Source organism: Lentzea sp. NPDC058450 (assembly GCF_042721395.1).
Taxonomy (GTDB): Bacteria; Actinomycetota; Actinomycetes; order Mycobacteriales; family Pseudonocardiaceae; genus Lentzea.
In genome coordinates this window covers 20,582-41,719 of sequence record NZ_JBHXLO010000051.1, presented here as the reverse complement: position 1 = coordinate 41,719, position 21,138 = coordinate 20,582, and the positions used below count along the sequence as shown (strand labels likewise).

The following is a 21,138-nucleotide window of genomic DNA, read 5'->3' as shown; positions in this document are numbered from 1 at the left end:
CCGGAGATCATTCCACTGATCGAGGTAGGGCGTTCCTCATGCGGATGCAGCTGAACTCGTGGCCGCTCGCCGTGACCTCGTCGCAGTACGGCCAGAGGTTCGCGAGCACGCGCAGTTCGATGCCCGCCTCCTCGTGCAACGCGAACAGGTCGCCGACCCGTTCGGCAGGCCCCAGTGGCACCACGGTCTCCGTCGCGACGTGCGCGTGCCCGCCTCCTTCGCCCTCCTCGCCGAACGGCCGGAACGCCCCGGCGTCGAACCGGTAGGCGAACAGCTCGACGGTCCGCATCCGTTCCAGCCACCCGTACTCGACCGCGTGCACCCGGCTCTCGGGGGTCCACGTCATGACCCGCGGGCACTGCCGGGGAAACCAGTAGTCGGGCGCCCGGTCGGCGTTCACCGCCCACACGTACTCACCGGCCTGCCGCGCCGTCGCCGCCAGGTGCGGCACGAACCGCGTGATCCCCGGATCCTCGGAGAAGTGCATTACCTGATCGTGTGCGGGCCGCATGTGGTCATACTGGCCCGCATGCGGAGGCTGACGCTCGCGGTTCTGCTGGTCCTCACCGGCTGCTCATCAGGCGGCGCGGACAACACCGTCGGCTTCACCGCCGTCGACCTCACCGCCACGCCCGAGGCGCTGGCCACCCACAACGACCTGCTGGTCATCGGCACCCGCCCGGTCGACCACCCGGAGCTCGTCACCCGCGCCGCCGACGGCAAGATCAGCAACTCCCGGCTGACGCCCACCACGCCGTACGGCAAGGAAGCGCACTGGTACGGCCTCACCTCCGACGGCACCACCATCACGGGTGTGGGCGGCGAACGCGGCGGTGCGCACGGCAACGTCCGCTGGAGCGCCTGGACCGGTGACACGCGGGCCATCACCGAGAAACCGCAGGCCTTCAGCACGTTCGGCGGGTACGGCGCCGGCGAGCTCATCGGCCCGGTCCGCACCGCCGCCGGTCCGCTGATCATCGGCACCTGGCAGAGCGCCAAGGCGGGCCTCGACATCGCCGCCTGGACCTACGCCGCCGACACCTGGACCCGGCAGCCCTCGGAAGGCACGGTCCTAGAAAGCTCGCAGGAGCTCCTCCGCTTCCCACTGGCCGTCACGCAGAACGGCGACGGCGCGCTCGTCGTCGGCTGGCAGATCGCGAAGGGCGTGGTCAGCGCCGCCGTCTGGCAGTACGACGGCACCGCCTGGACCACCGCCATCCTCCCGGACGGCGACGCCGCGCTGGCCGCCCGCTGCTGGAACGGCACCTGCCAGGTCGTGGGCCGCGCGAAGGGCAAGCTCGCCTGGTGGTCCGGCACCGGCGCGGAGTGGAAGAAGCTCACCACCCCGGACATCCCGGTGGACGACGACATGACGCTCGCCGCCCCCGTCGACGTCAACGGCACGCCGACGCTCTTCGTGGACCACGGCGGCGTCAAATCGGTGTCCGAAAAGGACGAACGTGCCGCGGAAGGTCCGTCGGGCGCCGTGGTGGCCGTGGAGAAAGCGGGCGGACAGGTGTTCGTGATCGCGGGCGGAAGGCTCTGGCGTCTTTCTTAGGCTTGCCTAAGCCATCTGGTCGTGCGATTTGTGACGCGGTTCACCCCGTTCGGTCTAGCCCGTCCTGAGCTGCACGGACGTCCGCGCTGCTCCGCGTCGATGCAGTTACGCTGGACACCTGAAGCACTCCGCAGCGTGATGTCGCTTTCTGATCACATTGCGCTGCTTGTCCCACGTCTTCTGGTCAATGCATTCACCCAGATGCGTCACATCCATCGTGGCGAACCGGAACTTCACGCTGAATACAGCGATACGGCCGCACAATGGTCACGCTTGGACACACAATTCACGAGAGTCAACTGTGGATGTGGCTGTTCCGCCCACCTTTCCTCCACGCATGGGTGACTATGGCCCGGTCAGTGGGCCTCCACGCATTGGTGGGGGTGGGCAGCGGTCCGCCTGAACGGCGGTTAATCTCTTGCAACTCGTCCACTGCAATCCAGTGAGCCGAAGTCGCAACCACCGGGGAGAGGACTGAACACGGGTGGCCGGATTTCTGTTGCGGCGGTTGGTCAACTACGTGGTGCTCGCCCTGGTGGCGACGTTCCTCGCGTTCACGTTGGCCTCCGCCACCTTTGACCCGATCGGGGTGTTGCAACAACGCAACCCACCGCCGCCGGCGGCATCGATCGAGGCGAAGAAACGAGACCTGCACCTCGACCAGCCGATCCCGCAGAGGTTCGTGACCTGGATGAGCGGCGTGGTCCAGGGCGACTTCGGTCGTACCGTCGCGGATCGCCCGATCACCGACGAACTCGGCCGGCGCATCGGTGTGAGCTTGAGGTTGTTCCTGCTCGGCATCACGTTCGGCATCGCGTTCGGCGTGCTGCTCGGCGTGGTCAGCGCGATCAGGCAGTACAAGTTCAGCGACTACTTCGCGACCTTGTTCAGCTTCATATTGCTGTCCATGCCCGTTCTGGTGCTCGGACCACTGCTCAAGCTGGGCGCGCAGGGCCTCAACGACGCGATCGGCAGCAACGTGCTGATCTTCGTCGGCGAGACCACCCCCGGCTTTCAGGGGAACTGGTTCGAGCAACTGGGGGACCGGTTGCAGCACCTGATCCTGCCGACGCTCGCGATCGCGCTCGGCCAGATCGCCTTCTACAGCCGCTACCAGCGCTCGTCGATGCTCGACGTGCTCGGCAGCGACTTCCTGCGCACCGCCCAGGCCAAGGGGCTCACCCGCCGCAAGGCGCTGTTCAAGCACGGCCTGCGCACCGCGCTGATCCCGATGGCGACGCTGTTCGCGTTCGGGTTCGGCCTGCTCGTCGTCGGTGGCACGTTCACGGAGAAGATCTTCACCTGGTACGGCATGGGTGACTGGCTGGTCGTCGGCATCGGCTCGCAGGACGCGAACATCACGGCCACGGTGACGCTGTTCGTCGCCGTCTGCGTGCTGTTCTCCGGCTGGCTGGCCGACGTGCTGTACGCCGCGCTCGACCCCCGAATCCGCGTGAACTAGGCAAGGTGACGACGACGTGACCGTGATCCTCAACGAGGGCGACGCCGCCGGAACCACCGGTGCCGCCTCGGGCAGCCCAGTCGACGCTGCTCCCGAACCCGAAAAGGCGATGACGCGCGGCAGGCTCGTGCTCATCCGCTTCCTGCGCAACAAGCTGGCGCTCGTAGGCCTGGTCGTCATCATCGGCATGTACCTGATGGCGTTCGTGGGTCCGCTGCTGTCGAAGTGGACCTACGACCAGCAGGACTACGCGGCGTTCCTCGAGCCGCCCTACGCCGACCACATCTTCGGCACCGACAAGATCGGTACCGACATGTTCGCGCTCACCATGCGCGGACTGCAGAAGTCGCTGATCATCGGCCTGCTGGTGGCGCTGATCTCGACGACCATCGCCGCGATCGTCGGCGCGGCCGCCGGGTACTTCCTCGGCGTCGCCGACAAGACGCTCATGTGGGTCGTCGACCTGCTGCTGGTGCTGCCGTCGTTCCTGATCATCGCGATCCTGAGCCCGTGGTTCAGGGGCAAGTCGTGGTGGCTGCTGGTGATCATGCTGGCGGCGTTCCAGTGGATGATCACCGCGCGCATCGTCCGGGGCATGACGCTGACCTTGAAGGAACGCGAGTTCGTCAAGGCGGCCAAGTTCATGGGCCAACCGGCGCGCAAGATCATCGCCAAGCACATCGTGCCGAACATGGCGTCGCTGCTCATCATCGACGCGACGATCAACGTCGGCTCGGCGGTGCTCGCCGAGACAGGACTGAGCTTCTTCGGGTTCGGCGTGCAGTCGCCCGACGTCTCGCTCGGCACCATGATCGGCCTGTACGCGGAGTCCGCGACGACCTTCCCCTGGCTCTTCCTGTTCCCGGCGGGCTTCCTCGTCGTGTTCGTGCTGGCGGTGAACTGGGTCGGTGACGGACTGCGGGACGCGCTCGACCCCACGTCCACGCGCGTGCGCCGCAAGGAGAAGAAGGAAACCAAGGAGAAGGCCGCCTGATGACCACCTCGGAGATCCAGTTCGACACGCCGGGCACCCCGGCCACCGAGGGCCCGGTCCTGCAGGTCGAGGACCTTCACGTGTCCTTCCCCAGCGAGGCGGGCCGGGTGCGGGCCGTGCGCGGCCTGAGCTACCAGGTCTCGCCCGGCGAGGTCCTCGGCATCGTCGGCGAGTCCGGTTCCGGCAAGTCCGTGTCGTCGCTCGCCGTCATGGGGCTGCTGCCGTCCTCGGCGCGCATCAGCGGGTCCATCAAGTTCCAGGGCCGTGAGCTGATCGGCCAGAGCGACACCGAGCTGTCGAAGATCCGCGGCCGCCGCATCTCGATGGTGTTCCAGGACCCGCTGTCCGCGCTGACGCCGGTCTACACCGTCGGCGACCAGATCGCCGAGGCGATCCTGGTGCACAAGAAGGGCGCGGTCTCGAAGGCGGCCGCGAACAAGCGCGCGGTCGAGCTGCTCGACCTCGTCGGCATCCCGAACGCCGTCGAGCGCGCCAAGGCGTTCCCGCACGAGTTCTCGGGCGGCATGCGGCAGCGCGCGGTGATCGCGATGGCGATCGCCAACGACCCCGACCTGATCATCGCCGACGAGCCGACCACCGCGCTCGACGTGACGGTGCAGGCGCAGGTGCTCCAGCTGCTGGAGACCGCGCAGGAGGTCACCGGCGCCGGCATCGTGATCATCACCCACGACCTCGGCGTCGTCGCCGGGTTCGCGGACCGGCTGATGGTCATGTACGCGGGCCGTGCCGTCGAGACCGGCCTGGTGGACGACATCTACCAGCAGCCGCGCATGCCGTACACGCTCGGCCTGCTCGGCTCGATCCCGCGTCTCGACGTCAGCGAGAAGCAGGCGCTCGTGCCGATCAAGGGCCAGCCGCCGTCGCTCACGGACCTGCCGGACGGCTGCCCGTTCGCGCCGCGCTGCCCGATGGTCGTCGACGCCTGCCACACCGCCGAACCGCCGCTCGTGGACGTGGACGGCTCGACCGAGCACCACGCCGCGTGCATCCGCACCAACGAGATCGCCGCGACCGACGCCGAGGGCGCCGAGGCCGCGGTCGAGATCTTCGGTGCCGAGGTGGCGGACGACCCCGAGGTCGCGAAGATCCCCCGCGACCAGCGCGACATCGTGCTGGAGCTCGACAAGCTCGTCAAGGAGTACCCGGTCAACAAGGGCGTGGTGTTCAAGCGCCGCGTCGGCACCGTGCACGCGGTCGACGGCATCTCGTTCGACATCCGCGAGGGCGAGACCCTGGGCCTCGTCGGCGAGTCGGGCTGCGGCAAGACCACGACGCTGATGGAGATCCTCAACCTCCAGAAGCCCATGGGCGGCGAGATCTCCGTGCTCGGCACGAAGTCGTCCTCTGTGGACAGCAAGCGCCGCTTCGCGATCCGCCGCGACATGTCCGTGGTGTTCCAGGACCCGATGGCGTCGCTCGACCCGCGCCTGACGATCCACGACTGCATCGCCGAGCCGATGCAGGTCCACGGCTACGCCAAGGACGACATCAACCGGCGCGTGCCGGAGCTCATGCGGCTCGTCGGCCTGCGTCCCGACCAGCTGTCGCGCTACCCCGGTGAGTTCTCCGGCGGTCAGCGGCAGCGCATCGGCATCGCGCGGGCGCTCGCGCTCGAACCCAAGCTCGTCGTGCTCGACGAGCCGGTGTCGGCGCTGGACGTGTCCATCCAGGCGGGTGTGATCAACCTGCTGGAGGAGCTCAAGTCCAAGTTGGGCCTGGCCTACCTGTTCGTGGCGCACGACCTGTCGGTGGTGCGGCACATCGCGGACCGGGTGGCCGTCATGTACCTCGGGAAGATCATCGAGATCGGCGAGGTGGACTCGGTGTTCGACGCGCCGCGCCACCCGTACACGCAGGCACTGCTGTCGGCGATCCCGATCCCCGACCCCGTGAAGGAGCGGCAGCGGGAGAGGATCATCCTCACCGGCGACCTGCCGAGCCCGGCGAACCCGCCGTCCGGCTGCCGCTTCCGCACGCGCTGCTTCCTGCACGCGTCGCTGCCGCCCGAGAAGCAGCGCCAGTGCATCGAGGTGGAACCACTCCGCGAGACGCAGGCCGACGACCACGAGGCGGCCTGCCACTTCGCCCAGATCCGTCAGGTCCTCTGATGCATCCGTCGCCTCAGAAGAAGACCTGCGAGCACGAAGGAACAGTGTCCCCGGCAACTGGTGTCCGGGCACGAGGGAGGTTCACGACAGTGAGTCGACGTACCAAGGTGGGTGTGATCGCTCTTTCGGCGGTCGCCCTCACGCTTACCGCGTGTGGTGGGCCCAGCAACAACACTGGGGACTCCGGGCTCAAGGGCGCGGACAACACGATCGGCCAGGCGGACATCAACCCGCAGGACGCGTCCAAGGTCAAGGACGGTGGCGAGTTCCGCTGGCCGGTCGACCAGCTGCCCGACAACTGGAACTACAACCAGCTCGACGGCACCAACGCGGACGGCCGTCGCATGATCGACACGATGATGCCGAACCTGTTCAAGCAGAAGGCCGACTCGACGATCGAGGTCAACAAGGACGTCCTCGACGACGCCAAGCTCACCTCGTCGGACCCGCAGGTCGTCGAGTTCAAGATCAACTCGAAGGCCAAGTGGTCGGACGGCAACGCGCTGTCCTGGCAGGACTTCGAGGCGATGTGGAAGTCCCTCAACGGCACGGACAAGGCCTTCGAGGTCGCCGGCACCACCGGCTACGAGGACATCGAGAAGGTCGAGAAGGGCGCGTCCGACCAGGACGTCAAGGTGACCTTCAAGAAGAAGTTCGCCGAGTGGAAGGGCGGCCTGTTCTCCCCGCTCTACCCGAAGTCCATGTCCTCCTCGGCTGAGGAGTTCAACAAGGGCTGGGCCGACGCCCCGAAGATCACCGCCGGTCCGTTCAAGATCGGCACGATCGACCGCACCGCGAAGCTCGTGACCGTGGTCCAGGACCCGGCGTGGTGGGGCCCGAAGCCCAAGCTCGAGAAGATCACGTTCCGCCAGGTCGACCGTCCCGCGCTCGCGGACGCGCTCGCCAACGGCCAGATCGACTTCTTCGACATCGGCTCCAGCATCGACAACTTCACGCGTGCGAAGTCGATGCAGGGTGTGACGATCCGCCAGGCGATCACGCCGGACTACTCGCACATCACGTTCAACGGTGCCGACACGTCGATCCTCAAGGACGCCAAGCTCCGCGTCGCGCTGCAGCGCGGCATCGACACCAAGACCATCACCAAGGCCCTCCTCGGCCAGATGATCAAGGGCGACGCGCAGGTCACCGGTAACCACTTCTTCCTGCTGGGTTCCGCGGGCTACAAGGACAACTCGTCCGTCGCCTCGTTCGACAAGGAAGCCGCGAAGAAGGAGCTCGACGGCCTCGGCTGGAAGCTCGAGGGCGAGACCCGCAAGAAGGACGGCAAGGAGCTCGTCGTCCGCTACGTCATCCCGACGCCGAACCCCACCTCCGACCAGATCGCGAAGCTCGTGCAGTCGCAGCTGAAGGAGATCGGCGCCAAGGTCGACATCCAGGCCGTCCCGTCGACGGACTTCTTCAAGCAGTTCGTGAACGTCGGCAACTTCGACATGACCGGCTTCCGCTGGCTGGCCTCGGCCACGCCGATCTCGGACAGCAAGGGCATCTACACGCTCGACCCGGCCAGCACCAACCAGAACTACGGCCGGATCGGCTCCGAAGAGGTCAACAAGCTGCTGGAGCAGGCCAACGGTGAGCTCGACGACACCAAGCGCCTGGAGTTGGCCAACGAGGCCGACAAGAAGATCTGGGAGCTGGGCGCCCAGCTGCCGCTGTACCAGCTGCCCGGCGCGGTCGCGGTGAAGAGCAACGTCGCCAACTTCGGCGCCGTCGCGTACGCGAACCGTCCGTACGACTACATCACCATGGGCTTCACCGGCTGATGCAGCAGGTAGCGTGCCGTTAGGCTCGTGAACGGCCCGGCGGGGGTCCTCTCCGCCGGGCCGTTTCTTTCTGTTTGGAGCTTGTCTTGCTGCGTTCCCGGGTTCCCGCGCTGCGGTACGGCCTCACGACCACCGCTGTCGTGCTGGCGGTCTGCTTCGTGGTCGCGCTGTTGTCCTGGCTGTCCTATTCGGACGGACGGGCGACGCTGTCGTCGCTGACCGCGCGCGGCCTGGGTGACGTCGTGTCCTATTCGGACGGTGCGGTCGAGGTGAAGTGGCCTGCCGGGACCGCGCGGGTCGCGTACGAGAACGGCGACCGGGTCGTCGGCAAGCAGACGCAGATCGCGTTCGACCCGGCCGACCCGTCGCGCGCGGTGATCCCGGGCTCGGACCTGTTCGTGTCGACCGACCGCGCGCTGGGCGGCGTGACGTTCGCGATCGCGGTGGCGTTGCTGGTGCTGTCCGTCGGCGGTGTCCGCCTGCTGCTGGCCGTGCGTGCTGTGCGTTCTTCTGCCGAGACGGTGTCCGTGCGGCGCATCCGGCTCCAGTCGGGCCTGATGGTGCGGTCGTGGCTGGAGATCGACGGCCCGGTGGAACGCTGGCTTCCCGTCTACTACGACCCGGTGCTGGTGACGCTCCCGTCGCCCGCCGACGTCGAACTGCGCGGCGGCCGCGTCGCCGTGATCGACGGCGTGACCGTCTACCCGTCCGGGCGCCCGGTGACGAAGCACCCGCGCGGCCGTCGCCTGGACAACCCGGTGCGCCCCGACCCGGAGACGCGCGCGCCCACGGGCCTCGCCGCCCAGATCCGCGTCGACGCCGTGTTCCTCGTGCCGGCGCCGTTCGTCGGCCTCTTCTGGGCCTACCTCGACGGCACCGGTTTCACCGGCTGGATCACCACGACCCTGATCGCGGCCGTCCTGGGCTTCTGGTGGGGCGCGTTCCGGGGTTCCGACCCGTCGTAATGCTTTGCCGCCGGTGAGCGACCTCCCAGCAGGAGGCCGCTATGACCGAGGTCACACTGCGCGTGCACGAGGACGGCGCCGACGACGAGCGCGTCGAGCAGCTCACCGCGTTCCTGCGCACCGAACTGTCCGAACTGCTCCCCGTCTCCTCCGCTCCCGGTGAGGCTCCTGCCGGCGCCAAAGCCCTGGACGTGGCCGAGCTCGGCACCATCCTGACCACGGTCTCCCAGTCCACCGTCCTGGCCGCCCTGATCAACGCCGTGTCGTCGTGGCTGGGCCAGCGCCGCGACCGTGCGGTGACGGTGGAGGCCGACGGCGAGTCCCTCGAACTGACCGGCGCCCCCACCGAGGCCGAACTCGCAGCCCGCTCCGAGTGGCTGGGCCGCCACCTGCACCGCCACGCCCTGATCATCGCGAGCCACGTCTTCGCCGACCCCGGCCTGTCGTCGTTGCGCGCGCCGGCCCACGACGCGGCCCGCCTGAGCGAGGTGCTGGCCGACCCGCGCATCGGCGGGTTCCACGTCCGCACTCTCATCAACTCGTCGGCAGCCGAGATCAACGAGGCCGTGGAGGACTTCTTCGCCGACCGGGCCCCGGACGACCTCCTGGTCCTGCACTTCTCGGGCCACGGCGTCAAGGACGAGGCAGGCGAACTCCACTTCGCCACCTCCAGCACCAAACTCTCCCGCCTCGCGGGCACCGCGGTCTCCGCGGACTTCGTGGCCCGCCGCATGAACCGCTCCCGCTCCCGCCGCATCGTCCTGCTCCTCGACTGCTGCTACTCCGGCGCGTTCGGCCGGGGCATGGTCGCCCGGGCAGGCGGCTCCGTGGGCCTCGAAGAACAGTTCGGGGGCAGCGGCCGAGCCGTCATCACCGCGTCCTCTGCGATGGAGTACGCCTTCGAGGGGGCCTCGGTAGCCGACGCCTCGGAAGGCGAACCCTCGGTCTTCACCTCGGCCCTGGTCGAGGGCCTGGAGTCCGGCGACGCCGACCGCGACCAGGACGGCCACGTGGGCCTCGACGAGCTCTACGAGTACGTCTACGACCGGGTCCGCCGCGTGACGCCGCACCAGACCCCGGGCAAGTGGATGCTGGACGTGCGGGGCGACCTCCGCATCGCCCGCCGGGCCCGCCCGGTCTCCGTGCCGTCCGCTCTGCCCGCGGAGTTGCAGGAGGCCATCGACCACTCGCTGCCGGGGGTGCGGGCGGGGGCGATTCCCGAACTGCGCCGGATGCTGACCGTCGCGCACGAGGGGCGTGCGCTGGCGGCTCGGCTGGCTTTGCGGCGGCTGGGGGAGGACGACAGCCGGATGGTGGCGTCGGCGGCGCGGGAGGCGCTGGGGGAGAAGCCGCTGCCGTCGCCGACCTCGAAGATCGAACCCAAGCCCGCACCTCCGAAGGCGAAACCGAAACCGCTGGTGGCGAAGCCCGTAGAGCCGGAGGAATCGCCTGCACGGTCGCCGCTGCCGATCCTCGCCGCCCTGCCGCGCCTGGCGGCCGGCGCGGCCCTCACCCTGTTCCTCATCGGCATGATGGCGATCTCCGGCGGCATCGCGAGCCACCTCGGCGAGACCAGCCCGAACACCTTCGCGTTCGCCGTCGTCTGGCCCTGGGCCCTGACCGCCGCGCTCTTCGCCCTGACCGTCCGCGACCACCCGTGGCTCGCCGGCGCCGCACTCGGCCTCCTGGCCGGCACGGCCGGCCTGCTCAGCGGCGGCGAGACCTTCGCCTGGATGCCCTACGCCCTCGCTGCCACCGCCCTGGCCGTGACCGCCGCGACGAGCGGGACCTGGCTGCCCGCAGCCGCCGGAGTCGTCGGCGCCGCAGGCGTCTTCGTGGTCGCGCACTCCGCCCACGACCTCATGAGCATCAACGGCGACGGCGAGGACATCGCGCTCCTCATCACAGCGGCCGCCCTGACCGCCACCGCCGCCTACACCACGTGGCGCTCCCAGCAGTGGCCACAGGCGATCGCACCGGCCCTGCTGCTGGCAGACGCGGTGCTCATGCTCACCGCCGAGGTCCCGCTGTACGTCACCCACGCCGCCCTGGCAGCCCTGATCGTCGTCCCGTTGGCGGCGACCCTCACCACGGGCAACGCCAGAAGAGCCGCCTACCTCGTCATCGCGGCCGGAATCCTCGTCAGAGCCAACGACTACGTCTCCGCCAACGAACCGACGTTCACCAGCGTCGCCCACGTGACCCTGCCACTGGCCGCGGCGATCGCCGCCTACTTCTCGGCCTCCCGCTGAGCGGCCTTGCGCCGCTTCCCCTCGTGCATCGCCACGACCCGGGCGACCGGGATGGTGTGCCCCTCCGCGATCAGGTCGTCGGGCAGGGTCTGCGGAGCGGGCATCAACGAGGCCCACGGGTCGCCGTCGAACCGCGTGCGCACGGTGAAGTCGGCGGGAACCACGTCCGGCAGCGACTCCCACGGCACCGGGAACGAGATCGGCAGGCCCTCCCGCAACCGGGGCGAGTAGGCGGCCACCACCGTGGCGCCCCAGGCGCGGGTGGAGTCCAGGAAGACCTTCCCGCCCCGCTCGGCCCGGATGTAGGCGGTCGTCGCCAGGGAGGGATCGAGCTTCTCCGCGCGCACCGCCACCGCACGGGTGGCGGCGGCGACGTCGTCAGGCGAGTGCGCGACCAGCGGCACGAAGATGTGCACTCCCTTGGCCCCGCTGGTCTTCACCACGCCGGACAACCCACCATCGGCCAGTGCGGCTCGGACCAAAAGAGCCGTCTCCACGACCACGTCAAAACCGGAACCCTCCGGCGGATCGATGTCCATGACGAGGTGCGTCTGCACGTGGTCCTCGCCGAAGTGATCCCCGAGGTACAACGGCACGTGGTACTCGACCGCGCGCTGGTTCGCGAACCACATCAACGTCTGCTCGTCGTCGCAGATCGCGTACTTGATGGTCCGGTGCGAGGCCTCGGCCCACACGTCGACCGTCCGCACGTAGGACGGCGTGTACTTGGGGACGTTCTTCTGCATGAACGGGTCCTGCCCGCGCAGGATCCGCCACACCGACAGCTGCCGCCCGGCCAGCACCGGCACGAACCGCGAGGAGACGAACTCCAGGTACGAGACCAGGTCGCCCTTCAGCAACCCGCCGAACAACGGCTGGTCCAAAGAGGAGAACTTGAACGAACTACTCATCGGGGACCTCCAGGGAGTCGCGCGCGGCCCACTCCAGCAACGGCTCGATCGACCACACCGCGTCGTCGATCCCGGCGTGCAGGTCGCCCAGCGCGGCGAAGCGGGCGGGCACGGTGGCGATGGTGAAGTCGTGCGGGTCGACGTCCGGGATCTCGGACCACGAGATCGGCGTCGACACCGTCGCCTCGGGGTAGCCGCGCACCGAGTACGCGCTGGCGATCGTCCGGTCGCGCGTGTTCTGGTTGTAGTCGACGAAGACGAGCGACGGGTCGCGGTCCTTGCGCCACCACGTGGTCTCCACGTCGTCGGGCGCCCGCCGCTCCACCTCGTGCGCGAACGCCAGCGCCGCCTTGCGCACGTCCTGGAACCCGTACGAGGGCTTGATCCGCACGTAGACGTGCAGCCCCTTGGAGCCGGACGTCTTGGGGAACCCGGTGGCGCCGAGTTCGGCCAGCACCTCCTGCACGACCAGCGCCACCCGCCGCACCCTGTCGAACGAGCAGGTCGGTCCCGGGTCGAGGTCGATGCGCCACTCGTCGGGCTTCTCGGTGTCCGCGGCGCGCGAGTTCCACGGGTGGAACTCCACAGTGGACATCTGCACCGCCCAGATCACGTCGGCGAGGTGCGTGACGCGCAGCTCGTCCGCGTGGCGGTTGTAGCGCGGGAAGTGCACCCGCACGGTCCGCACCCACGGTGGCGCGCCGCCGGGAAGCCGTTTCTGGTGCACCTTCTCGCCGGTCACGCCGGACGGGAAGCGGTGCAGCATGCACGGCCGGTCCCGCAACGCGCGGACGATCCCGTCGCCGACGGACAGGTAGTACTGCGCGAGATCCAGCTTCGTCTCGCCGCGCGCCGGGAAGTAGACGCGGTCCGGGTTGGAGATCCGCACGACGCGGTCCTCCACCTCTAGCTCCACAGCCGGGGACTGGCCCATGGCCGCCACGCTAGCCGTTTCCAGTCGTTTCCTCAGCCCGAACGGTGGTTGCATCGACGCGTGGCGTCCACACTCGATTCCGGCCTCTGGTTCCGCAGGCTCACCGAGGCACCGGCGGGAGCACCCCGCCTCGTCTGCTTCCCGCACGCGGGCGGCGCGGCGAGCTGGTACCAGCCGTTCGCGCAGCACCTCCAGGGCCGGGCGGAACTCGTGGCCGTCCAGTACCCGGGACGGCAGGACCGCAGGTCGGAGCCGTTGATCGACGACGTCAGAGCGCTCGCCGACGAGATCGCGCCGAGGCTGCCGGACGACCGCCCGCTGCGCCTGTTCGGGCACAGCATGGGCGCGATGATCGCGTTCGAGGTGGCGCTCCGGCGCGAACCGGACCACCTGTTCGTCTCCGGCCGCCGCGCCCCGCAGATCGTCCGCGACGACCGGGTGCACGAGCGCGACGACGCCGGGCTGATCGCCGAGGTGCGCAGGCTCGCGGGCACGAACGCGAGCGTGTTCGACGACGAGGACGTCGTCCGGATGGTCCTCCCGGCGATCCGCTCCGACTACCGCGCCGCCGAGACCTACCGCTACCGGCCGGGACCCGCCCTGACGTGCCCGGTGACCGCGCTGACCGGTGACGCCGACCCCAAGGCGTCGGTCGACGAGGTCGTGCAGTGGTGCGACCGCACGACCGGGCCGTTCCGGATGAAGGTCCTGCCCGGCGGCCACTTCTTCCTGTCCGACAACAGAAGCGCGGTCGCGAGCGTCATCACCGGCGAATCCCCGGTGCCTGAACTGTAGGTTGCGGTCGTGGATCTCTTCTCGCGCTCCTTGGGGGAGTTGCTCGACACGGTCGAACGGCTCACCGACGACGATTTCGGTCAGCCGTCGGGATGTGCGGGCTGGCTCGTGCGGGACCTGGTGTGCCACTTCGTGATCGACGCGCAGGACGTGCTGATCACGCTCGTGACGCCGTCGCCGGACGAGCCGACGCACGACGCCGTGACGTACTGGCGGGTGGCGCACGAGCCCGCCGACGACCCGTTGTCGGCGTTGGTCGTCCGGCTCGCGCAGGCGTACGGAGAGCCGTGGATGCTGAAGTTCCACGTCGACGACGTGGGTCAGGCGGCACTGCGCGCGGCAGGGCTGGCCGCGCCCGGCGCCCGCGTCGCCACGCAGGACATGGTGCTCACCGCGGCCGATTACCTGGGCGCCTACGTCTGGGAGTGGACGCTGCACCACCTCGACCTGGTCGCGCACCTGCCGCACCACGCGGGCCCGTCGGCCGAGGCACTGGCCCGCTGCCGGGAGATGCTCGAACAGATCGCCGGGACCGCGTTCCCCGCCGGGTTCTCCGACACCGACGTGCTGCTGGTGGCAACGGGCAGGCGCGCCCCGACCGAAGCCGAGCGCGCCGCGCTGGGGGAGCCGGCGATCCCGTTCGTCCTGGGGTGAGCACGGCCGTTCTCGCGGGCATTCCCTAGGCCCTGACCTCCTACCTTGGGGTTCATGAGCGAGATCCTGAGCGCCGTCGAATCCGGCGACGCGGTGGCGCGGGACTTCGAGGCGCTGCCCGTGCCCGCGAGCTACCGCGCCGTGGTGGTCGAGGAGAGCGACGCCGAGATGTTCTCGGGGCTGCCGAGTCGGGAGAAGGACCCGCGGCGGTCGTTGAAGATCCGCGAAGTCGCGACACCGGAGCTCGCGCCCGGCGAGGCGCTCGTCGCCGTGATGGCGTCCGCGATCAACTACAACACGGTCTGGACGTCGATCTTCGAGCCGGTGTCGACGTTCGGGTTCCTGCGCAGGCTGGGCGGCCGGCACGACCTGCCGTACCACGTCGTGGGCTCGGACCTGGCCGGTGTGGTGCTGCGCGTCGGCCCCGGCGTGTCGGTGTGGAAGCCGGGGGACCGGGTGGTCGCCCACTGCCTGGACGTGCCGCTGGAACGCCCGGATGGCCACAACGACACGATGCTCGACCCGCAGCAGCGGATCTGGGGCTTCGAGACGAACTTCGGCGGCCTGGCCGACCTCGCCCTGGTCAAGGCGAACCAGCTGATGCCGAAGCCCGAGCACCTCACGTGGGAGGAGGCCGCCTCACCCGGCCTGGTCAACTCCACCGCGTACCGGCAGCTCGTGTCCGTCAACGGCGGCAACATGAAGCAGGGCGACACGGTCCTGATCTGGGGCGCTTCCGGCGGACTCGGTTCGTACGCCACGCAGTTCGCGCTGAACGGCGGCGCGACCCCGGTGTGCGTCGTGTCGTCGCCGGAGAAGGCGGCGCTGTGCCGGGCGATGGGGGCGGAGCTGATCATCGACCGGTCCGCCGAGGACTACCGCTTCTGGAAGAACGAGCACGAGCAGGACCCGCGCGAGTGGAAGCGGTTCGGCGCGAAGATCCGCGAGCTGACCGGCGGCGACGACCCGGACATCGTGTTCGAGCACCCCGGCCGGGAGACGTTCGGCGCGTCGGTGTTCGTGGCGCGCAAGGGCGGCAAGATCGTGACGTGCGCGTCGACCTCGGGGTTCGTGCACCAGTACGACAACCGCTACCTGTGGATGAACCTCAAGCACATCGTGTCGTCGCACTTCGCGAACTACCGCGAGGCGTGGGAGGCGAACCGGTTGGTGGCCAAGGGGAAGATCCACCCGACACTGTCCGAGGTGTACTCGCTGGACGAGACCGGGCAGGCGGCCTTCGACGTCCACCGCAACGCCCACCAGGGCAAGGTCGGCGTGCTGTGCCTCGCTCCGTCAGAGGGTCTCGGCGTGCGCGACCACGAGCTGCGCGGCCGGCACGCCGACGCGATCAACCGGTTCCGCACCGGCTGACAGGGCTCACTCCGACTCGGCTTCGAGGCGCGCCTTCTCCGCCAGGCGTGCCTCTTCCGCCTTGAACTCCTGGTACGTGTTGCGCTCGCGGACCAGCCAGTCCGGGTTCTCGTCCTTCAGGGCGTTGATCTGCTCGGTGGTCAGCGCCTCGGTGATGCCGGCGCGCACCAGGCCGCTCGTGGAGATGCCGAGCTTCTGCGCGATCAGCTGCTTGGGGTGCGGGCCGTTGCGGCGCAGGTCCGCGAGCCACTGCGGCGGGTCGGCCTGCAGCGCGTTGAGCTCGTCGCGCGACACGACACCCGCCTGGAACTCCTCGGGAGTGGCTTCCAGGTACACGCCGAGCTTCTTCGCGGCGGTGGCGGGCTTCATGGTCTGCTCGGCCTTCATGAGGCCCAAGGGTAATGCCACGGGGAGTAACCGCTGCGTCCGGTAGCCTCAGCGCGTGACCGGATCGTTCACGCTCGCGTACGTCCCAGGCGTGACGCCGGGCAAGTGGGCGGGAGTCTGGCAGGAACGCCTGCCGGAGACCCCGCTGACCCTCCTGCAGGTGACCATCGCCGAAGCCGCGGGCAAGGTGCGCTCGGGAGAGGCCGACGCCGCGCTGCTCAGGCTGCCCGGCGACCGCGAGGACCTGCACGCGATCCCGCTCTACACCGAGACCACGGTCGTCGTGTTCCCGAAGGACCACGAGTTCGCCGCGGCCGACGAACTGTCCCTTGAGGACCTCGCAGGCCAGGTCCTGTGGCAGCCGCTCGACGACCCGCTCGGCTGGGACGAGATCCCGGGCCAGGCGCCGGTCGAACGGCCGGAGACCACCGCGGACGCGATCCAGATCGTGGCGGCGGGCGTCGGGGTGCTGGTCGTGCCGCAGTCGCTCGCGCGGCTGCACCACCGCAAGGACCTGAAGCACGTGCCGCTCACCGACGCGCCGCAGTCCCGCGTCGCGCTGTCGTTCCCGATCCGCGACGAGAACCCCGAGCTCGTCGAGCACATGATCGGCATCGTCCGCGGCCGCTCGGTCAACAGCACCCGCGGTCCCGCGCCCGAGCAGACCAAGCAGAAGCAGGCCCCCAGGCAACAGCAGCGGAGGGGTCCCGCGCCCGCGCAGAAGAAGCAGCCCGCCAAGCGCGCGAAACCCCGCCGGGGCCGTTGATCGCGGTGTGGCGGCCGGGATTCCAGGAGAACTCCTAGACCCTGCGCGCACCGAATTGTGACGGCTGTACTCGCCTGCGACGCTCGGTGCCGATCCGTCATGCCTGCGCTTCTGGGGAACGCGGTGGTGCCTCGACCGCACCCGCCGCGCCGCGGCACGGCGGCTTCTCGGCGAGAGGTAGTTCACCATGACCGGGACGTCTGACGGCGGCACGACCAAGGCGAGGCTCGCGGGCCTGCTCGAGCGGGACGACCAGTGGGCCGCCTTGGAGACGTTGCTGGCGGACTCCCTGTCAGGATCCGGAAGGGTCGCCCTGCTCACCGGCCCGGTGGCCTCCGGCAAGACCGAGCTGCTGCACGCGTTCGGCGAGTCCTGCGGCGTGCTGTTCGTGAAGGCGACCTGCTCGGAGTTCGAACGCGACCTGCCGCTGGGCGTGGTGGGTCAGCTCTTCCACCCGCTGGACGTGCCCGAGTCGGTGGGGTCCCTGCTGGACGTCGCCGCGCGGTCCGCGGAAGGCCCCACCGCGCACCAGCTGCACGCGCTGTGCCTGGCGTTGCTGGACCTGGTGGCGGACACGCCGCTGGTGATCGGCATCGACGACGTGCAGCACGCCGACCCCTCGTCGTCGCACTGGCTGCTCTACCTGATCCGCCGGCTGGGACAGGCGAAGGTGTTGCTGGTGCTGAGCGAGACCGCGTCGCCGCGGGCCGCGCACACCGATCTGCACACGGAGTTGTTGCGGCATCCGCACTGCCGGGACGTCCCGCTGGCGCCGTTGGCGGCCGTGGACGCCCTGTTCGAGTCCGGTGCCGCCGAGGCGATGGCCCTGTCCGGCGGCAATCCGTTGCTGGTGAGGTCCTTGCTGGAGGACCAACGGCTCTGCAAGCCGCGCGACGACGGCGGCCTGGTGATCGGACCCGGCTACCGGCGTGCCCTGGTCAGCTGTCTGCACCGCTGCGACCACCACGTGCTGCCGGTGGCGCGCGCCCTGGCCGTGACCGGGGAACAGGCCACAGTGGACTCCCTGGGGCGGCTGGCTCGTGCCGACGCGGAGACCGTGGCGTCCGCCCTGGACGTGATGAACCAGGCAGGGCTGCTGGCGGACGGCTGGTTCCGCCATCCCGCCGCCAGGGACGCGGTGCTGGACGATCTGTCCACTCAGGACCGCAAGGAGATGTACCTCGGGGCGGCGCTCCTCCTGCACGACGAGGGCGCGCCCGCGATCGAGATCGCTCCCCACCTGGCGATGGCCGACCACTCCGAGAACCCCTGGACGGTGCCGGTCTTCGAGGAGGCCGCCGAGCACGCGCTGCGCGACGAGCAGATCGACACCGCCCTGCGCTACCTGGAGCTGGCGCATCGGGCCTGCGCGGACGCCGGCGGGCGGGCGGCGATCGCGGCGAAGCTGGTGCGCGTCGAGTGGCGGGTCACCCCATCTGCGGCGGGACGCAGACTGGGTGCGGTGGTGCCGGCGCTGCGGTCCGGGCTGCTCTCCGACGACGACGTGATGTCGCTGGTGCAGCCGATGCTGTGGAACGGCCAGGTCGACGAAGCGGCCGAGGCGGTGGACCGGGCGCGCCAGGCGTCGCCCGCCGGCATCGGCCTGCGGGCGATGGAGCTGTGGCTGGCGTGCTCGCATCCCGGGCTGGCCCGCCGCGGCTCCGTTCCCGAGCGGGTGAAGACCCGGACCGTGAGTCTGACCTCCGGGCCGATGCTGAAGGCCGTCACGGCCCTGGCGAGCGTGCTGACCGGCGGCAACAACGACGTGGCGGCCACCGACGCCGAGCACGTGCTGCAGGCGGCGCGGCCGTCGGACTCCGGGTGGTGGGGGCCGGAGTCGGCGATGCTCGCGTTGCAGGCGCTGGTGTACGCGGACCGGCTGGACGTCGCCGCGCAGTGGTGCGACGAGCTGCTGGACGAGGCCCAGGGCAGGAACCTCGCGGTGGCCAGGGCGTTCTTCTCCTGCGTGCGGGGCGAGGTGTCGCTGCGCCGCGGCGATCTGACCTCGGCCTCCGAGCACGCGCAGAACGCGCTGGACCTCATGCCCGCCGGTGGCTGGGGCGTCGCGGCGGGGATGCCGCTGGGCATCCTGATCAACGCCGCCACCAGGACGGGACGGCACGAGGAGGCGGCCGCGCTGCTGGAGCAGCCGGTGCCCGAGGCGATGTTCCAGTCGCGGTACGGGCTGCACTACCTGCACGCGCGCGGCCACCACTACCTGGCCACCTCGCGGCACTACGCGGCCGTGGCCGACTTCCTGTCCTGCGGCGAGCTGATGACCTCGTGGGGTGTGGACCGGCCGGGGGTCGTGCCGTGGCGCACGTCGGCCGCCGAGGCCTGGCTGTCGCACGGCGCCAACGGGCACGAGGCGAAGCGGCTGATCACCGAGCAGCTGGAACGGCTCGGACCGGACGCGTCGCGCACCCGCGGGGTGGCGGTGCGGTTGCTGGCGGCGACGCGCCGGCCCGAAGACCGGCCGCAGCTGCTGCAGGACGCGGTGATGACCCTGGAGGCACACGGCGACCAGTACGAGCTGGCGCGCGCCCTGGCCGACCTGTCCAGGGCGCACCAGGCCCTGCGGGAGCACCGGCGGGCCTGGACGGTGGCGCGGCGGGCCTGGCACGTGGCGAACGTGTGCGGCGCGGCCGAGCTGTGCGAGGAGGTGCTGCCGTCGCGGGCGAGGGCCGACGAGGACGCGGTGGCGGACGAGAGACCGGTGGACCCGATCGCGACGCTGACCGACGCGGAACGGCGGGTGGCCGCGCTGGCCGCCGTCGGGTACACGAACCGGGAGATCGCGTCGAAGCTGTACATCACGTCGTCGACGATCGAGCAGCACCTGACCCGGGTCTACCGGAAGCTGAACGTGAAGTACCGCAAGGACCTGCCGGCGGACCTGCACTCGTACCTGCCGAGCACCGCCTGAATCCATTCGGAGCGGACGCCTGGCCCGAACGGGCGGATGCCGGCCCCGCGTCGCCCATCCGGGCACCCTTCGGGCGGAATTCCCCGCCGGTGCGGGGATCTCGGCAGCGCCGAGATCGTCGTCATCACGGGCATTCCGGCGACGCTCCTCGCCCGCACCCCGGGAAAGGGACGACGCCGCGAGACGCCGAATCTGGCCGTCTGCTACCAGGTTCGCGCGGAAAGGCAGGACGTCCGAGCACGACCTTCAGAGGGTGCGGCCGGGAAAAGCGCTGCGCGGCAAGGCATCGACGCCGTCCGCAAACTCGGCGTGATCATTTCTTCGTCCCACCCTGGGTGATGATGCCCGTCCGGATCGGCCGCGCCGAGCACACCGCCACCGGCGTGCGCGCCACGGCTCACGCGCTGGTGAGGTGCCGGTGTTCCGCCACCCGCGGTGGACCGTTCACCGTTCTCGGCGCGATTGATCCCGACGTCCCGCTCGCCATTCGGGAGACGTTCGCCGCCGCTTCGCAGACCTGTCAGCCAACGTCCGCGGAGGAACTGCGCGGGCCGTCCACACCCGGGCGCAAGACGGGCAGCGCGTTCCGGCCCGCGAACAATGGAAAGTGAGGGATTCCCCGAGCCCGAAATGCCGTACAACGGCATCAGGCACCACGTCGTTCGCAGAAGGAGGCCATTGCCGATGACCGAGGAGATCGGCACGGGGCGTCATGTGGCGATCTTCGCCAATCCCGAGCACGGGCAGGCGCTGCCCGCGCTCGCGGTGATCGAGGAACTCGTGCGGCGCGGCTACCGCGTCACCTACGCCACCTCGTCCGAGGTCGCCGCCCGCCTCTCGCTGAGCGAGGCGACCGAGGGCAGGTGGGACGTGGTGGGGTTCCTCGACGACAGCTCGTCGCCGATCTCGCTGGCACGCGGGTACTTCGCGGGCGACCTGCCGGACCTCGTCGTCTACGAGAGCACCGCCGTCGACGTCGCGCGCGGCGCCGCCGGGACGGGGGACGGCAGGCCCGACGACGACTTCGTCGACGCGGCCTTCGGGGAGTTCCTCACCCGGTTCGGGCTCGCGTTTCACGCTGAGAAACCGGGCTTCTACCGGGTTGTGCCCGGCCGCGCGGTGGCGTATTAGTTCACTGACTGGAACCTGCGGTGGATTCGCCACCCGCGGAACGCGAAACACCGCACTGACTTTGCCACTCGCCACGCGGAGTTTGCGGTCCTGTCACATGAGGCATTTATCCT

Annotated in this window: 18 protein-coding genes; 14 read left to right on the top strand and 4 right to left on the bottom strand. The window is 69.7% G+C overall.

Annotation, left to right across the window (positions count from 1 at the left end; all coding sequences use genetic code 11):
• Window positions 1–7: 7 nt before the first annotated feature.
• Complete coding sequence (locus ACFWNN_RS43685) at window positions 8–487, bottom strand: DUF6886 family protein (RefSeq protein WP_382445882.1); 480 nt, start codon at window positions 485–487, stop codon at window positions 8–10.
• A gap of 42 nt (window positions 488–529) precedes the next feature.
• On the opposite strand from ACFWNN_RS43685, the gene ACFWNN_RS43680 reads away from it, so the two are divergent.
• The 7 genes from ACFWNN_RS43680 (at window position 530) to ACFWNN_RS43650 (ending at window position 11,147) form a co-directional block, all read left to right on the top strand.
• Window positions 530–1,558, top strand: a complete 1,029-nt coding sequence (locus ACFWNN_RS43680; protein ID WP_382445881.1) for a hypothetical protein — start codon at window positions 530–532, stop codon at window positions 1,556–1,558.
• A gap of 484 nt (window positions 1,559–2,042) precedes the next feature.
• Window positions 2,043–3,020, top strand: coding sequence for an ABC transporter permease (locus tag ACFWNN_RS43675; protein ID WP_382445880.1), 978 nt, complete (start codon window positions 2,043–2,045; stop codon window positions 3,018–3,020).
• A 16-nt stretch (window positions 3,021–3,036) separates the two neighbouring features.
• Entirely contained in the window at window positions 3,037–4,014 is a 978-nt protein-coding gene (locus ACFWNN_RS43670) for an ABC transporter permease (RefSeq protein WP_382445879.1), read from the top strand.
• Window positions 4,014–6,143: a dipeptide ABC transporter ATP-binding protein gene (locus ACFWNN_RS43665; protein ID WP_382445878.1), complete on the top strand. Its 2,130-nt coding sequence runs from the start codon at window positions 4,014–4,016 to the stop codon at window positions 6,141–6,143. The genes ACFWNN_RS43670 and ACFWNN_RS43665 overlap by 1 nt, the downstream gene beginning before the upstream one ends.
• Window positions 6,144–6,256: 113 nt before the next feature.
• Window positions 6,257–7,930 carry an ABC transporter family substrate-binding protein gene (locus tag ACFWNN_RS43660; protein WP_382445877.1) on the top strand — a complete coding sequence of 558 codons (1,674 nt, stop codon included), beginning with the start codon at window positions 6,257–6,259 and terminating at the stop codon, window positions 7,928–7,930.
• A gap of 86 nt (window positions 7,931–8,016) precedes the next feature.
• Entirely contained in the window at window positions 8,017–8,895 is an 879-nt protein-coding gene (locus ACFWNN_RS43655) for a hypothetical protein (protein ID WP_382445876.1), read from the top strand.
• Between the two features lie 41 nt (window positions 8,896–8,936).
• Window positions 8,937–11,147, top strand: a complete 2,211-nt coding sequence (locus tag ACFWNN_RS43650; RefSeq protein WP_382445875.1) for a caspase family protein — start codon at window positions 8,937–8,939, stop codon at window positions 11,145–11,147.
• On the opposite strand, the gene ACFWNN_RS43645 is transcribed toward ACFWNN_RS43650, so the two are convergent.
• A complete protein-coding gene (locus ACFWNN_RS43645; protein ID WP_382445874.1) occupies window positions 11,126–12,058 on the bottom strand; it encodes a DNA polymerase domain-containing protein in 933 nt (310 codons plus the stop codon). The two genes, ACFWNN_RS43650 and ACFWNN_RS43645, sit on opposite strands and share 22 nt — an antisense overlap.
• The gene (gene ligD / locus ACFWNN_RS43640) at window positions 12,051–12,992 is read right to left on the bottom strand and encodes a non-homologous end-joining DNA ligase (RefSeq protein WP_382445873.1); all 942 of its coding nucleotides are present in this window, start codon (window positions 12,990–12,992) and stop codon (window positions 12,051–12,053) included. The genes ACFWNN_RS43645 and ligD overlap by 8 nt, the downstream gene beginning before the upstream one ends.
• 60 nt (window positions 12,993–13,052) lie before the next feature.
• Between ligD and ACFWNN_RS43635 the strand changes: the two genes are divergently transcribed.
• From ACFWNN_RS43635 to ccrA, 3 genes are read left to right on the top strand one after another with little or no spacing between them, the layout of a single operon-like run.
• Complete coding sequence (locus ACFWNN_RS43635) at window positions 13,053–13,787, top strand: thioesterase II family protein (protein WP_382445872.1); 735 nt, start codon at window positions 13,053–13,055, stop codon at window positions 13,785–13,787.
• A 9-nt stretch (window positions 13,788–13,796) separates the two neighbouring features.
• Window positions 13,797–14,441, top strand: a complete 645-nt coding sequence (locus ACFWNN_RS43630; RefSeq protein WP_382445871.1) for a maleylpyruvate isomerase N-terminal domain-containing protein — start codon at window positions 13,797–13,799, stop codon at window positions 14,439–14,441.
• Window positions 14,442–14,495: 54 nt separating this feature from the next.
• Window positions 14,496–15,815: a crotonyl-CoA carboxylase/reductase gene (ccrA, locus tag ACFWNN_RS43625; RefSeq protein ID WP_382445870.1), complete on the top strand. Its 1,320-nt coding sequence runs from the start codon at window positions 14,496–14,498 to the stop codon at window positions 15,813–15,815.
• Between the two features lie 6 nt (window positions 15,816–15,821).
• Here the strand turns inward: ccrA and ACFWNN_RS43620 are convergent, their stop codons facing one another.
• The gene (locus ACFWNN_RS43620; protein WP_382445892.1) at window positions 15,822–16,184 is read right to left on the bottom strand and encodes a DUF5997 family protein; all 363 of its coding nucleotides are present in this window, start codon (window positions 16,182–16,184) and stop codon (window positions 15,822–15,824) included.
• A 73-nt stretch (window positions 16,185–16,257) separates the two neighbouring features.
• Between ACFWNN_RS43620 and ACFWNN_RS43615 the strand changes: the two genes are divergently transcribed.
• The 4 genes from ACFWNN_RS43615 (at window position 16,258) to ACFWNN_RS43600 (ending at window position 21,025) form a co-directional block, all read left to right on the top strand.
• Complete coding sequence (locus ACFWNN_RS43615; RefSeq protein WP_382445869.1) at window positions 16,258–16,968, top strand: substrate-binding domain-containing protein; 711 nt, start codon at window positions 16,258–16,260, stop codon at window positions 16,966–16,968.
• Between the two features lie 187 nt (window positions 16,969–17,155).
• A complete protein-coding gene (locus tag ACFWNN_RS43610) occupies window positions 17,156–19,894 on the top strand; it encodes an AAA family ATPase (protein ID WP_382445868.1) in 2,739 nt (912 codons plus the stop codon).
• 341 nt (window positions 19,895–20,235) lie between these two features.
• Window positions 20,236–20,505: a hypothetical protein gene (locus tag ACFWNN_RS43605; protein WP_382445867.1), complete on the top strand. Its 270-nt coding sequence runs from the start codon at window positions 20,236–20,238 to the stop codon at window positions 20,503–20,505.
• A gap of 73 nt (window positions 20,506–20,578) precedes the next feature.
• Window positions 20,579–21,025, top strand: a complete 447-nt coding sequence (locus ACFWNN_RS43600) for a hypothetical protein (protein ID WP_382445866.1) — start codon at window positions 20,579–20,581, stop codon at window positions 21,023–21,025.
• The last annotated feature ends 113 nt before the right edge of the window (window positions 21,026–21,138 follow it).

Bases quoted from the DNA above. Each gene is read 5' to 3' on its own strand.
- ACFWNN_RS43685 (WP_382445882.1), bottom strand. From the start codon at position 487: ATGCACTTCTCCGAGGATCCGGGGATCACGCGGTTCGTGCCGCACCTG.
- ACFWNN_RS43680 (WP_382445881.1), top strand. From the start codon at position 530: ATGCGGAGGCTGACGCTCGCGGTTCTGCTGGTCCTCACCGGCTGCTCA.
- ACFWNN_RS43665 (WP_382445878.1), top strand. From the start codon at position 4,014: ATGACCACCTCGGAGATCCAGTTCGACACGCCGGGCACCCCGGCCACC.
- ACFWNN_RS43650 (WP_382445875.1), top strand. From the start codon at position 8,937: ATGACCGAGGTCACACTGCGCGTGCACGAGGACGGCGCCGACGACGAG.
- ACFWNN_RS43645 (WP_382445874.1), bottom strand. From the start codon at position 12,058: ATGAGTAGTTCGTTCAAGTTCTCCTCTTTGGACCAGCCGTTGTTCGGC.
- ligD (WP_382445873.1), bottom strand. From the start codon at position 12,992: ATGGGCCAGTCCCCGGCTGTGGAGCTAGAGGTGGAGGACCGCGTCGTG.
- ccrA (WP_382445870.1), top strand. From the start codon at position 14,496: ATGAGCGAGATCCTGAGCGCCGTCGAATCCGGCGACGCGGTGGCGCGG.
- ACFWNN_RS43620 (WP_382445892.1), bottom strand. From the start codon at position 16,184: ATGAAGCCCGCCACCGCCGCGAAGAAGCTCGGCGTGTACCTGGAAGCC.
- ACFWNN_RS43610 (WP_382445868.1), top strand. From the start codon at position 17,156: ATGACCGGGACGTCTGACGGCGGCACGACCAAGGCGAGGCTCGCGGGC.
- ACFWNN_RS43605 (WP_382445867.1), top strand. From the start codon at position 20,236: ATGCCCGTCCGGATCGGCCGCGCCGAGCACACCGCCACCGGCGTGCGC.
- ACFWNN_RS43600 (WP_382445866.1), top strand. From the start codon at position 20,579: ATGACCGAGGAGATCGGCACGGGGCGTCATGTGGCGATCTTCGCCAAT.